Here is a 13237-nt window from a genome sequence, read left to right as displayed (position 1 = left end):
TTAGTTCCCGTCTGCACCAGCGCCTCTCCTGGCGCGTGCAGCCTCCGCCACCCTCCTGGCGCGAGTACAGGCTATCTCATGCTCAAATTCCATGAGGGTCAAGAGAGGCCGCCGATTTTCTGGTTTTGCATGTGAAAAACCCGAAACAAGCCAGAAAGTTAGGCAGTTTTTGGGGGCAATGGGCGGGCCCTGGGCGAAAAATCGCCAAATACCGGCCGATGACGGCCAAAACGACGCTCCATGATTTTTGCCACTTGACCGCGGTTGTGGCTCATTCGAAGAGTTTCTCTTTCGAAATCAGAAGCGGAACATGCAATGGCAGACAGCGGCAATGTGAATGGCAAGGCGGGCATCAACACCCGTCTCGCTCATAGCGGCAACAATCCCTCCGACTATTTCGGCTTCGTCAACCCGCCCGTGGTACATGCGTCCACCGTGTTGTTTCCGAATGCGAAGGCGATGGAAACGCGCGCGCAGAAGTACACCTACGGGACGCGCGGAACGCCGACCACGGATGCGCTTTGCGACGCGATCAACGAACTTGAAGGTTCCGCCGGGACGATTCTTGTACCCTCGGGCCTGGCTGCCGTAACGGTGCCGTTCCTTACCTATCTCTCGGCGGGCGATCACGCGCTGATCGTCGATTCGGTTTATTTCCCGACGCGCCACTTCTGCGACACCATGCTGAAGCGTCTTGGCGTCACCGTCGAATACTACGATCCGATGATCGGTGCCGGAATCGAAAACCTGATCCGACCGAACACGCGCCTGGTGCATACCGAAGCGCCGGGTTCGAATACGTTCGAAATGCAGGACATTCGCGCCATCGCCGACGTTGCCCGTCGCCACGGCTGCGTCGTCACCATGGACAACACCTGGGCGACGCCGGTTTACTTCAGGCCGCTCGATCACGGCGTCGATGTGTCGATCCATGCGTCCACCAAGTATCCGTCCGGTCATTCGGATGTTCTCCTGGGTACGGTGTCGGCGAACGCCGCCCACTGGCCGGCCTTGACCGAGGCGATGGTGACCCTCGGTGTCTGCGTTTCGCCCGACGACAGCTACCAGATCCTGCGTGGCCTGAGGACGATGGGCATTCGCCTCGAGCGGCACCAGGAGAGCGCACTTGCCCTGGCCCAGTGGCTGGAAGGGCGGGATGAGGTCGCCCGTGTCCTGCATCCGGCACTGCCGAGCTTCCCGGGACACGAACTCTGGAAACGCGATTTCGCCGGCGCAAGCGGCATCTTCTCCTTCGTCCTAAAAGCGGAAAGCGCCGATCGGTTCAAGGCCAAGGCGCACGCCTTCCTCGACGCGCTGAAACTGTTCGGGCTCGGCTATTCCTGGGGCGGCTTCGAGAGCTTGGCACTCCATGTCAGCCTGTCGGACCGCAAGGTGGCGCTGGCGCCGACAGAAGGTCCGGTCATCCGCCTGCAGATCGGGCTTGAGGATGTGCCGGATATCCGCCGCGACATCGAAGCGGGATTGGCCGCGGCCAACGCCGTTTGACGGCTTGAGGCGCCGCATTCATTCGCGGTGCCTCGTCACCACCGACTATGGAATCTGCGTGTTGCCCACTCGCCTGTCCGCAGTCAGCGCTGGGCGCCGTAGCCGTAGAGCCAATCAAGGTCGGCAGCGAGCGCATCCGGTCCCTTGAGTTTCAGGACGATGTCGCGGCCGAGGCGTAGCGGCCCACGGGCGTGGTAGGCGAAGTGATTGAGCGCCGCACGGCGCCGGACCCGCGCGATGCGTGGTCGGCGCCTCGCTTCGAATACAGCCAGCGCCTTCGGGATATCGATGCCGGTGGCCAGGCAGTCGGAAAGCTCGAAGGCGTCCTCGATCGCCATGGCCGCGCCCTGCGCCGCAAAGGGCGTCATCGCATGGGCCGCATCGCCGATCAGTACGGTCTTTCGCCCGTCTTGCCAGGCCCCGTCGTCGACTGTGCACAATGGCCAGTAGGTGGGGGCGGCAGCCTTTTCGAGTAGCGAGCGGATGCCCGCGTTCCAGCCGGAGAAAGCATTCAGGCAATCCTGGCGCCGCTTGTCCGAATCCTTGCCGACCCAGACGGCATCGGTTTCCTTGCCCTCGATGATCGCGACGAGATTGAAACCGTCAACTTCCCGCAACGGGTAGGCGACGAGATGGGCGCGAGGGCCGAGGAACGCTGTGACCTGGTTCGGCTTGAGAAGGCCGGCGGCCGTGTCGCGCGCAAGCGTCATGCGCCAGGCGACGTTGCCTGAAAACCGTACGCGACCGGCACCGGGGACGCCGTTGCGCAACCGCGACCAGATCCCGTCGGCGCCGACGATGATGTCCGGGCGGCGCCCCGTCAGTGTTATGATGGTCTGCTCATCAGGGTTGTCGATAAGGCAGCCGAGTTGCAGGCGGCAGCGCGGTTCTGCCTCCACGGCGGCAAGCAGGACTTTCTGCAGGCTCGCGCGGTGCATGACGGCATAGGGCGCGTGCCAGCGGCGACGCGCGAAAGCGCCGGCCGATACGCTGGCAAGAGGGCTCAAGGATACGCCGTCAACCAGGCCGATGCGCTCGGGCTCGCTCCAGTAGGCTTCGAGTTCCGCAAGCAGGCCGAGTTCTATGAGGATGCGTGAGGCGTTCGGCGACAATTGCAGGCCGGCGCCGACCTCGGTCAGCGCCGTTGCCCGTTCGATGATGTCGACTTCGAAGCCTCGGCGGGCGAGGCACAAGGCGGCCGTGAGTCCGCCGATACCGGCGCCGATGATCGCGACAGGGCGCGACATCGTGGCTTATCAGGCGGCTTTGTGGGCGAAGAGGCAGCCGGGCGGGTTGGTTTCCGTCGCCTTCAGCTTCGGATTGTAGCGATAGAGCGTGGAGCAGTAGGAGCAGACCTTTTCGTTGTCGTCGCCCATATCGATGAAGATGTGCGGGTGATCGTACGGAATGGACGCGCCGGTGCACATGAATTCCTTGACGCCGATTTCGATTGCCTGATGTCCGCCGTCGTTCTGGAAGTGCGGGATGCTGTGGCCGGCCATGTCATGCTCCGATGAATGCAAGTCTCTAAAGTTGGCGGCACCATAGTGAGCTTTGCTGCAAAAGTGTAGCGGCAAACACGCCGCAGCTGTGGTTTTTGCCGGGGCGGGGTTTCACTCGCCAGAGCGACGAACTAGGTTGCGCCGGATCGATACCTCCCAGGATGATAAAGATGGATCTCAATCCGCCGCCGTTTTCCCACTTTGCCCATGAAGGCCTGGAGATTGCCTTCTTCGACGAAGGTGATCCAGCCGGCACACCCATTCTTCTCATTCATGGGTTTGCCTCGAGCGCCAACGTCAACTGGGTTTTTCCGGGCTGGCTGAAGACGCTGGGCGATGCCGGCTACCGTGTGATCGCGCTCGACAACCGCGGGCATGGCAAGAGCAGTAAACCCTACGATCCAGCGCTTTATCATCCGCAGCAGATGGCGGGCGACGCCGTAGCGCTTTTGGCTCATCTCGGCATCGCCGAAGCACATGTGATGGGCTACTCGATGGGCGCACGCATCTCGGCCTTCCTGGCACTCGCCCATCCCCACCGCGTCCGTTCGCTGGTCTTTGGCGGGCTCGGCATCGGCATGGTGACGGGGGTAGGGGATTGGGACCCGATTGCCGATGCCTTGTCGGCGCCGTCTCTGGATGTCGTGACCCATGCACGCGGCCGCATGTTCCGCGCCTTTGCCGACCAGACGAAAAGCGACAGGCAGGCGCTTGCGGCCTGCATCTCGACGTCTCGCGATCTGCTGACGGCTGAGGACATGGGGCGCATCGACGTGCCGACCCTGATCGGTGTCGGGACCAAGGACGACATTGCCGGCTCACCGCAGGAGCTGGCGGAGTTGATGCCCAACGCGCGTGCGCTTGATATTCCGGGCAGGGATCATATGCTCGCCGTGGGTGACCGGGTTTTCAAGAAGGCCGTGCTCGAATTCCTCGAGGAAGTGGGACGCGCCTAGACTGCCGAACAAGACGGAACGCGGGAAGCACCGCACGCTTGCCCGCTTCTGAGCTGCTCGACCGAGGGTGGAACTGAGGCCGAGCCATTTAAGTCATACCGGATTTCCCCTATAGTGACTGTAGGACGGACAGGAAGGAGAGCGACGATGGTCGCCAAGACCGAACTTCGCCAGACGGAAGCTTTGAAGGTGATGGACCCGATCTGGAACAGCCTGCGTGAGGAAGCCCGCGTGGCAGCCGAGCAGGACCCGATGCTTGCGGCCTTCCTCTATTCGACGGTGGTCAATCAGCACTCGCTCGAAGAAAGCGTGATCTATCGCATCTGCGAAAGGCTCGATCATCCCGATCTTCAGGCAAACCTCTTGCGACAGACCTTCTCGGAGATGATGGAGGATTGGCCGGAATGGGGCACCATTCTGCGTGTCGACATCCAGGCCGTCTATGACCGCGATCCCGCCTGCACCCGTTTCATCGAGCCGGTACTCTATTTCAAGGGCTTCCATGCTATCCAGACGCACCGCCTGGCCCATTGGCTGCTGAAGCGCGGCCGCAAGGATTTCGCGTTCTATCTGCAGAGCCGCGCGTCGAGCGTCTTCCAGACGGACATCAATCCCGCTGCCCGCATCGGGCGCGGCATCTTCCTTGATCACGCCACCGGTCTTGTCGTCGGCGAGACGGCGGTGATCGGAGACAATGTCTCCATCCTGCACGGCGTGACGCTCGGTGGCACGGGCAAGGAGGGCAGCGACCGTCATCCGAAGATCGCTGATGGCGTCCTGATCGGCGCCGGCGCCAAGATCCTTGGCAATATCCATATCGGCCATTGCTCGCGCATCGCCGCCGGCTCGGTCGTGTTGAAGCCGGTGCCGCCGAAAACGACGGTCGCAGGCGTGCCGGCGAAGGTGGTGGGCGAGGCCGGTTGCTCCGAGCCATCGCGTCAGATGGACCAGATCCTGAGCAGCTTCGATATCTGAACATACGGGAACCGGTGCGTAAGCCTCTTTCGAGGGGTTTACACCCGGCGATGCAGCGTGCGAGAAGCGCCGCACAGATAAACGGCTACGGAGACGTGTTTTGAAGCCCGAAGAAATCCGCAAGCTTGAAGCCTATTTCAAGCGCACCTTCAATCAGCAGATGGTCGTCAAGGCGCGCCCGAAGAAGGACGAGTCCGCTGAAGTCTATCTCGGTGACGAGTTCCTCGGTGTCGTTTTCCGCGATGAGGAAGATGGCGAGCTTTCCTACAATTTCTCCATGGCAATCCTCGACATCGACCTCTAAGTCTGACGAGGACGTCCGAAAACAATAAACCCCGAAAATCCCCTGAGATTTTCGGGGTTTATTGTTTTGATGGGGATTTATGCATCACGCTGAGCAATTGCTCGCGTCGCTCATCTTGGTTCTTCATCGCGCCGTAAGATTTTTTTTCGCGGGAGCGCATTTTTTCATCAAGTTGTTGCATCCGTTGTATTTTATTGCGTCGCACACTCGTCTTGACTTTTTGTGCAGTGCACATAAACTGAAGCCTCCAGATCAGGCCGTCACTAAGGAGACACCCGATGTTCAACTTCGACGATGCAAACAAGAAGAGCAAAGAAGCCATTGACGTGGCTGTAAAGAGCTATTCCGCTTGGACCAAGGGTCTCCAGGCTATCGCGACTGAAGCTGCGGACTACTCCAAGAAGTCCTTTGAAGATGGCGTTGCGCACGTCGAGAAGCTGTCGAGCACCAAGAGTGTGGAAGCTGTTTTCGAACTGCAGACCAATTTCATCAAGGCGAGCTACGAAGGCTTCGTCGCCGAGGCAACGAAGATCGGCGAAATGTACGCTGATCTCGCCAAGGACGCTTACAAGCCCTACGAAGCGCCGGTTGCCAAGGCAACGGCAGCAGTCAAGGCCGCCGCTGCCGCCGCCTGATCGCCAGGCAAAGAACCACATTCCAAAAAAAGGCCGGTCGCAGCGCTTGCGACCGGCCTTTTTGTTTCTCGCATTAGCTGTGCGCAGCCCGAAGAAAGTTGATCAATCTTACGCGCGGTCGTGCGATTATGATTGCAGTGCGTTGGTTCGGTCTTAAAATCTGAAAACGAACCATTAGATAAAGGGCAAGCACGCTGCGGCCAAGTTCAGTGGGGTCGCTGCTGTACAAGGAACTGACAAGAATGATCGCCATGCCGGTCCGGATGCAGCAAGGTAGCGATGACGAGGGAAACGGCAACAACCGCAGCACGTCCGTCATCACGCGTACCAAGCCGAAGACCAAAAAGCCGAGTTTGTATCGTGTTCTGCTTTTGAATGACGATTACACGCCGATGGAATTTGTCATCCATATCCTGGAGCGCTTCTTTCAGAAGAACCCGGAAGAGGCGACCCGCATCATGCTTCATGTCCACAATCATGGCGTGGGAGAGTGCGGCGTCTTCACCTATGAGGTCGCCGAAACCAAGGTGACGCAGGTGATGGATTTTGCCCGGCAGCATCAGCATCCGTTGCAATGCGTCATGGAAAAGAAATGAGGAACTAACGTGCCAACATTTTCGCCCAGTCTCGAAAAGGCGCTACACCAGGCACTGACTTTTGCCAACGAGCGCCACCATGAATACGCCACGCTCGAGCATCTGCTTCTGGCATTGATCGATGATGCCGACGCGGCGGCCGTGATGGGCGCCTGCAACGTCAATCTCGAGACGCTGCGCAAGACCGTGACGGATTATGTCGACAACGAGCTTTCCAATCTCGTGACCGGCTACGACGAAGATTCCAAGCCGACGGCGGGTTTCCAGCGTGTCATCCAGCGCGCGGTCATCCATGTCCAATCGTCCGGCCGTGAAGAAGTCACCGGCGCCAACGTGCTGGTTGCCATCTTCGCCGAGCGCGAAAGCCATGCCGCCTATTTCCTGCAGGAGCAGGAGATGACGCGTTACGACGCCGTCAACTTCATTTCACACGGCATCGGCAAGCGGCCTGGCACCTCCGAATCCCGGCCGGTGCGCGGCGCCGACGATCACGAATCCGAGCAGAAGCCTTCGCGCGACACCGAGGAAACTGGCGCCAAGAAGCAGCAGGACGCGCTTACGGCCTATTGCGTCAACCTCAATGAAAAGGCGAAGTCAGGCAAGATCGACCCGTTGATCGGGCGTCACGCCGAGGTGAACCGCACCATCCAGGTGCTGTGCCGCCGCTCGAAGAACAATCCGCTCTATGTCGGCGACCCCGGCGTCGGCAAGACGGCGATCGCCGAAGGCCTTGCCAAGCGCATCATTGAAAAGAAGGTACCGGAAGCGCTACAGGATGCGACGATCTTCTCGCTGGATATGGGCACCTTGCTCGCCGGCACGCGCTATCGCGGCGATTTCGAAGAGCGCCTGAAGCAGGTCGTCAAGGAGCTTGAGGACTATCCGGGTGCCGTGCTCTTCATTGACGAGATCCACACCGTCATCGGCGCTGGGGCCACCTCCGGTGGCGCCATGGATGCGTCCAATCTCCTGAAGCCGGCGCTCTCCTCCGGCGCGATCCGCTGCATCGGTTCGACCACCTACAAGGAATACCGCCAGTTCTTCGAGAAGGACCGGGCGCTGGTTCGCCGCTTCCAGAAGATCGACGTGAACGAGCCGACGATCGCCGACGCGATCGAGATCATGAAGGGTCTGAAGCCTTACTTCGAGGAATATCACCACCTGAAATACTCGAACGAGGCGATCAAGGCCGCGGTTGAACTTTCCGCCCGTTACATCAACGACCGCAAGCTGCCTGACAAGGCGATCGACGTGATCGACGAATCCGGTGCTGCGCAGATGCTGCTGCCGGCAAGCAAGCGCCGCAAGCTGATCACCGAAAAGGAGATCGAGGCGACGATCGCGACGATGGCGCGCATCCCGCCCAAGACCGTTTCGAAGGATGATGAGGCCGTTCTCGCCAACCTCGAAAAGGAACTGCGCTCGGTCGTCTATGGCCAGGACCTGGCGATCGAAGCGCTCGCGTCTTCGATCAAGCTGGCGCGTGCCGGCCTGCGGGAACCGAACAAGCCGATCGGCTGCTATGTCTTCTCCGGCCCGACCGGCGTCGGCAAGACGGAAGTCGCCAAGCAGCTTGCGACGTCGCTCGGCGTCGAGCTTCTGCGCTTCGACATGTCGGAATACATGGAGCGGCACACGGTTTCGCGTCTGCTCGGTGCACCTCCCGGCTATGTCGGCTTCGACCAGGGCGGCCTGTTGACCGATGGCGTCGACCAGCATCCGCATTGCGTGCTGCTGCTCGACGAGATCGAGAAGGCGCATCCGGACCTGTTCAACATCCTGTTGCAGGTCATGGATCATGGCTCGCTGACGGATCACAACGGCAAGAAGATCGACTTCCGCAACGTCATCCTGATCATGACCACCAATGCCGGCGCATCGGAAATGGCCCGGGCCGCCATCGGCTTCGGTTCTTCCAAGCGTACGGGTGAAGACGAAGAGGCGCTGAACCGCCTGTTCACGCCGGAATTCCGCAACCGTCTGGACGCGGTCATTCCCTTCGCTTCGCTGCCGACCCCGGTCATCCACCAGGTCGTACAGAAGTTCGTCATGCAGCTGGAAACGCAGCTCGCCGAGCGCAACGTCACCTTCGACCTCGCGCCGGAGGCAATCGCCTGGCTCGCCGAGAAGGGCTATGACGAGAAGATGGGCGCGCGGCCGCTCGCCCGCGTCATCCAGGAAAACATCAAGAAGCCGCTCGCCGATGAAATCCTCTTCGGCAAGCTGAAGAAGGGCGGCGTCGTCAAGGTGACGATCGGTACCAAGGCCGATGGCACCAAGGGCTTGCTGCTCGATGCGGTTCCGGAAACGACGCCGATCAAGCCGAAGGCGGAGGTTTCCCGCCCGGCGATGAAGGCGACAAAGCCGAAGAAGGCCGACGACAAGGAAGAAGTGGGCGCCGAGCCCGCGCCGAAGTCCAAGCCGAAGAAGGCAGCCGCCAAGGCATCCTCCGATGGCGAAGCCGGGGCCGGCGACGCGGCTCCGAGAAAGGGCCGCACGGTGCCGAAGGTGCCGCGCAAGAAATAGACCCTCGCAAGAAATGTTCGACGGTGCCGGATGCAAACCATCCGGCACCGTTTTCTTGAGAGCGGGATGAGGAAAAGTGTGCGCGGTTTTTCGCCCGCATCCCGCTCCAATAACTTATATTCGATCACGATGATCTTGGGTCGATTCGACCCAAGATCATCGTGATCGAAAATCAAAGACAATCCGGAATTGCCAATGGATAGGGAAGAAGACGAGCAATCATCGCTCGCCTGGTTCGGGAGAGGTATGCGGGGCATCTTCAGCCTGCCGGCCTTCATCCTGATGCTGTCCTTCGTCGGCTTCTGTTCGCTGACGGCGCAAGCTGGGATCCCAGTGCAGCAGGTCGTCTTCATGGTCGGCATGGTCTGGGCGCTTCCGGCGAAAGTCATTCTTGTCAGTTCGATGATGAGCGGCGCGAACTTGGCGGCCGCTTTCCTGGCGGTTTCGCTGTCTTCCGTCCGGCTGATGCCGATGGTTGCGGCGCTCGTCCCGGAACTGCGCGCATCGCGAACGCCGACCTGGCTGCTCCTCTTCCTTTCGCATTTCGTGGCGATCACCGCCTGGGTGTTCGCAATGGAGAAGGTGCCGCAGGTGCCGCGTGAACGGCGCGTCGCCTTCTTTGCCGGCTTCGGCATCACGCTCGTTGCGGCGAACATGCTGCTGGTTGCCGTCGTCTATCATTTCGTCGCGGACTTCCCGCCGATCGTTGCGGGCTGCCTGTTCTTTCTGACGCCTGTCTATTTCCTCGCATCGATCTGGCATTCGGCGCGCCACCCCGTCGTCTACGTTGCGCTGCTCTTCGGACTTGTCGGCGGGCCGCTGTTCTATTGGCTGTTTCCGGAATTCGACATCCTGCTCGCCGGTCTAGTCGGCGGCACGCTCGCCTGGCTGGTCGAGCGCCTCTGGCGCCAACGCAAGGAGGTGGGCGTATGACGTGGCAGGATGGTTGGTGGGCCTATGCCTTCATCGCGATTGCCGGCTGGCTCGCGACCGACATCTGGCGCTGGCTCGGCGTCGTTGCCGGCAACAAGTTGCGGGACGATTCCGAGGCGCTGAACTGGGTGAGGGCGGTCGCGACCGCTCTTGTCGCGGCGGTCATCGCGAAGCTCATCCTTTATCCGACAGGCGTGCTCGAACAATCCCCGCTCTGGCTGCGGGTGGGGTCCGTCGGACTTGGGGCGGTCGCTTTCTTTCTGTTCGGACGAAAGCCGGCGATCGGAATAGCGACAGCCATCGCAGCGCTCGCCCTGGGGCTGTGGCTCCTCGGCTTTTAATCGCGCACTCTGCAAGCTGGTCCCGCGAGAAAGCCATCCGGCGAGCCGTGAAGCCGGCTCGGCGGAGCAACATTTCAGAGGTGGTTTGAAGACGCGATCAGAGCGCCTGCCGAACCTTTTCGGCATTCGCCGCGAGCACGGCGCCGTCTTCCATCGTACCGGAATGCGGCTTCAGCGGCACGCCGGCCCGTCGCGGAATGACATGGAAGTGCAGGTGGAAGACCGATTGGCCGGCCGGTGTCTCGTTGAACTGCATCACCGTCACGCCATCGGCCTCGAAGGCCTCTTTCGCCGCGACCGCCAGTTTCTGCACGGTAGCGATGAGCGCCGGCAGCGTCGCTGCATCGGCATCGAGCAAGTTGCGCGAGGGTGCCTTCGGTACGACGAGCAAGTGGCCTTCGGCCTGCGGCATCACATCCATGAACGCGATCGTCGCGTCATCCTCGTAGACGCGGTGCGAGGGAATTTCGCCGCGCAGGATCTTGGCGAAGATGTTGTTGTCGTCGTAGGTCATTGTTCTTCCTCGTGAATTGTCGCGGGCCGACCTTGGCCGAAAGCCGTTCAGTCGTCTTGCCGCTCGCCTTTGCGGAACGGCCCGTGTTCTGCAAGAATCTCGCCCGTTTCCTCCACATCCCTACGCTCGCGCTGGAGATAATCGGCGACAGCGCGGGCGAGCCCTGAATGCATGAAGAAATGCGCGGAGTGGGTGGTGACGGGCATGTAGCCGCGCGCGAGCTTGTGTTCACCCTGGGCGCCGGCCTCGACCCTCTTCAGTCCCTTGGCGATCGCGAAATCGATCGCCTGGTGATAGCAGACCTCGAAATGCAGGAACGGATGGTCCTCGATGCAGCCCCAGTGACGGCCGTAGAGCGCGTCGCCGCCGATGAAGTTGATCGCGCCGGCGATGTAGCGGCCGTTGCGGCGCGCCATCACCAGCAGGATATCGTCGGCCATGCGCTCGCCGATCAGCGAATAGAAGGCGCGCGTCAGATAGGGACGACCCCACTTGCGACCGCCGGTGTCCATGTAGAAGGCAAAGAACTGGTCCCAGATCGCTTCCGTCAGATCGCTGCCGGTCAGCCAGTCGATCGAGATGCCGTTTTCGACCGCGGCCCTGCGTTCCTTCTTGAGTGCCTTGCGCTTGCGGGAGGCCAAGGTCTCCAGGAAATCGGCGTGCGATCCGTAGCCTTCATTGGTGAAGTGGAACTGCTGATCGGTGCGGTGAAGGAAGCCGGCGCGCTCTAGGGCAGGCATCTCGGCTTCCGGCACGAAGGTGACATGCGCCGACGAGACATCGTGTCTGCGTGCGAGCTCCTTCATGCCTGCGGCAAGCGCATCCTGAACTGCGCCCTGGTTTTCACCCGGCACCGTAAGCAGTCTCGGTCCGGTGGCCGGCGTGAAGGGAATGGAGCTTTGCAGTTTCGGATAATAGCGCCCGCCGGCCCGCTCGAAAGCGTCGGCCCAGCCATGGTCGAAGACATATTCGCCCTGGCTGTGGTTCTTCAAGTAGCAGACTAGACCGCCGCGCAGATGGCCGTCCGATCCTTCGAGAAGCAGGTGTTGGCCGAGCCAGCCTGTTTTCGCAGTTGCGGACCCGGATTCCTCAAGAGCCGAAAGATAGGCATGCGAGAGGAAGGGATTGTAGACGCCGCCGGGATGCACCTTCGATGCACCGGAAAGCACGTTCCAGCGTGCTGCCGGCACATCGGCGAAGGATTGGGCTATGCGGATGGTGACGGCGTCTGACATCAGATCAGGAAACCAGGGCCTCCCGCGGGTCGAAGCCCTCGAAGGTCATCTGATCCGCGTGAGCGAACGTGTAGGTCTCGGCCTGGCGGTCGCGCACGGTCCAGGTGATGATCGTCTTGCCGAGCGTCCGCTCCTTGGTGATGAACGAGTTCGGCAGGTGGCCGTAATGGTAGGAGATGAAGTCGAGGCCGAGCTGCATGGCTTCCTCGTGCACGAAAAACGTCTCGGGATTGGCGCCTTCCGCAGTGAGGCCGAGCGGGTAGGGCGCGTCGAGCGCCTTCAGGTCCTTGAGCAGCCAGTGATCGAAGCTCATCAGGGCGACGTGTCCCTTGTAGCCTTCGAGCGTCTCCAGCACGGCGGCGGCAAAGCCCTCGTCGTCGCCCTTGCGGCCCTTGAGTTCGATGACCAGCGGTACTTTGCCTGCGACCAGGCGCAGCATCTGCGTCAGCGTCGGCACCTTGTCCTTCGTCCCGCCAATCGCCATCAGGCCGAGCTCGCCGGCGGTGCGCGCGCGCACGTCGCCCTTGATGCCGCAGAGACGCTGGGTGTCGTCATCATGGAAGACGACCGGGATGCTGTCGGCGGTGTATTGCAGGTCGCACTCGATGGCGAAACCCGCATCGACGGCACGGGAGAAAGCCGAAAGCGTGTTCTCCCACACGTCTCTGTTCATGTCGTGATAGCCGCGATGGGCGATCGGTTGGGCCTTCAGCCAGGAAATATCAGCCATGGTGGGCATCCTAATCAGGCGATCTCGATGACGGCGTCGATCTCGACGGCGGCATTGAAGGGCAGGGAAGCCATGCCGACGGCGGCGCGGGCGTGTTTGCCCGCTTCACCGAGCACGGTGGCGAGCAGATTGGAGGCGCCGTTGATGACGAGGTGCTGCTCGACAAATTCCGGCGTCGAGGCGACGAAGCCGTTGATCTTCACCAGACGACGGATGCGTCCGAGGTCGCCGCCGAGCGCGGATTTTGCCTGTGCGAGGATGTTGATCGAGCAGAGTTCGGCGGCGCGTTGCGCGCGGGCGACGTCGACATCCTTGCCGACAATGCCTGTCACGGCGACCTTGCCGTCTTCCATCGGAAGCTGTCCGGAGATGTAGAGCATCGAGCCGCTGATCACGTACGGCACATAGTTCGCGACCGGGGTCGCAGCCTGGGGAAGGGTGACGCCGAGGTCCTTGAGGCGCGTTTCGATCTCTGCGGACATGG

15 protein-coding genes are annotated in these 13237 nt (G+C 61.2%); 9 read left to right on the top strand and 6 right to left on the bottom strand.

Annotation, left to right across the window (positions count from 1 at the left end; translation table 11 throughout):
- The first annotated feature begins 315 nt into the window (after window positions 1-315).
- Window positions 316-1506 carry a cystathionine beta-lyase gene (locus tag ACTJKM_RS11280; RefSeq protein ID WP_058326639.1) on the top strand — a complete coding sequence of 397 codons (1191 nt, stop codon included), beginning with the start codon at window positions 316-318 and terminating at the stop codon, window positions 1504-1506.
- A gap of 83 nt (window positions 1507-1589) precedes the next feature.
- On the opposite strand, the gene ACTJKM_RS11275 is transcribed toward ACTJKM_RS11280, so the two are convergent.
- Complete coding sequence (locus ACTJKM_RS11275; RefSeq protein ID WP_058326638.1) at window positions 1590-2753, bottom strand: FAD-dependent monooxygenase; 1164 nt, start codon at window positions 2751-2753, stop codon at window positions 1590-1592.
- A gap of 9 nt (window positions 2754-2762) precedes the next feature.
- The gene (locus ACTJKM_RS11270) at window positions 2763-3008 is read right to left on the bottom strand and encodes a zinc-finger domain-containing protein (protein ID WP_057255736.1); all 246 of its coding nucleotides are present in this window, start codon (window positions 3006-3008) and stop codon (window positions 2763-2765) included.
- Window positions 3009-3178: 170 nt separating this feature from the next.
- Here ACTJKM_RS11270 and ACTJKM_RS11265 point away from each other — a divergent pair, with 170 nt between their 5' ends.
- The 8 genes from ACTJKM_RS11265 to ACTJKM_RS11230 all read left to right on the top strand — a co-directional run bounded on the left by ACTJKM_RS11265 (window position 3179) and on the right by ACTJKM_RS11230 (window position 10274).
- Window positions 3179-3964, top strand: a complete 786-nt coding sequence (locus ACTJKM_RS11265) for an alpha/beta fold hydrolase (protein WP_058326637.1) — start codon at window positions 3179-3181, stop codon at window positions 3962-3964.
- A gap of 147 nt (window positions 3965-4111) precedes the next feature.
- Window positions 4112-4939: a serine O-acetyltransferase gene (gene cysE / locus ACTJKM_RS11260; RefSeq protein WP_058320598.1), complete on the top strand. Its 828-nt coding sequence runs from the start codon at window positions 4112-4114 to the stop codon at window positions 4937-4939.
- Window positions 4940-5039: 100 nt separating this feature from the next.
- Window positions 5040-5243 (top strand): DUF3126 family protein, encoded by a 204-nt coding sequence (locus ACTJKM_RS11255; RefSeq protein WP_034796738.1) that lies wholly within the window; start codon window positions 5040-5042, stop codon window positions 5241-5243.
- 278 nt (window positions 5244-5521) lie between these two features.
- Window positions 5522-5878: a phasin family protein gene (locus ACTJKM_RS11250; RefSeq protein ID WP_057255742.1), complete on the top strand. Its 357-nt coding sequence runs from the start codon at window positions 5522-5524 to the stop codon at window positions 5876-5878.
- 242 nt (window positions 5879-6120) lie between these two features.
- Window positions 6121-6474: an ATP-dependent Clp protease adapter ClpS gene (gene clpS, locus ACTJKM_RS11245; protein WP_043622145.1), complete on the top strand. Its 354-nt coding sequence runs from the start codon at window positions 6121-6123 to the stop codon at window positions 6472-6474.
- 9 nt (window positions 6475-6483) lie between these two features.
- Entirely contained in the window at window positions 6484-9000 is a 2517-nt protein-coding gene (gene clpA / locus ACTJKM_RS11240) for an ATP-dependent Clp protease ATP-binding subunit ClpA (RefSeq protein WP_058326636.1), read from the top strand.
- Window positions 9001-9195: 195 nt separating this feature from the next.
- Entirely contained in the window at window positions 9196-9933 is a 738-nt protein-coding gene (locus tag ACTJKM_RS11235; protein WP_058326635.1) for an AzlC family ABC transporter permease, read from the top strand.
- Window positions 9930-10274: an AzlD domain-containing protein gene (locus ACTJKM_RS11230; protein ID WP_058326634.1), complete on the top strand. Its 345-nt coding sequence runs from the start codon at window positions 9930-9932 to the stop codon at window positions 10272-10274. The genes ACTJKM_RS11235 and ACTJKM_RS11230 overlap by 4 nt, the downstream gene beginning before the upstream one ends.
- A gap of 97 nt (window positions 10275-10371) precedes the next feature.
- Here the strand turns inward: ACTJKM_RS11230 and ACTJKM_RS11225 are convergent, their stop codons facing one another.
- Genes ACTJKM_RS11225 through ACTJKM_RS11210 form a run of 4 tightly spaced genes read right to left on the bottom strand, consistent with a single transcriptional unit; the run spans window position 10372 to window position 13235 of the window.
- Window positions 10372-10788, bottom strand: a complete 417-nt coding sequence (locus ACTJKM_RS11225; protein ID WP_058320602.1) for an HIT family protein — start codon at window positions 10786-10788, stop codon at window positions 10372-10374.
- 47 nt (window positions 10789-10835) lie between these two features.
- Window positions 10836-12023 carry a GNAT family N-acetyltransferase gene (locus tag ACTJKM_RS11220; protein ID WP_058320603.1) on the bottom strand — a complete coding sequence of 396 codons (1188 nt, stop codon included), beginning with the start codon at window positions 12021-12023 and terminating at the stop codon, window positions 10836-10838.
- Between the two features lie 4 nt (window positions 12024-12027).
- A complete protein-coding gene (locus ACTJKM_RS11215) occupies window positions 12028-12753 on the bottom strand; it encodes a glycerophosphodiester phosphodiesterase (RefSeq protein WP_057255752.1) in 726 nt (241 codons plus the stop codon).
- A gap of 14 nt (window positions 12754-12767) precedes the next feature.
- On the bottom strand, window positions 12768-13235 hold the full coding sequence (locus tag ACTJKM_RS11210; RefSeq protein WP_057256068.1) for a RidA family protein: 468 nt from the start codon (window positions 13233-13235) through the stop codon (window positions 12768-12770).
- Window positions 13236-13237: the final 2 nt, after the last annotated feature.

It is taken from the genome of Ensifer sp. 22460 (assembly GCF_052044935.1).
Lineage (GTDB): Bacteria > Pseudomonadota > Alphaproteobacteria > Rhizobiales > Rhizobiaceae > Ensifer.
This window is presented reverse-complemented; position numbering and strand designations above follow the sequence as displayed.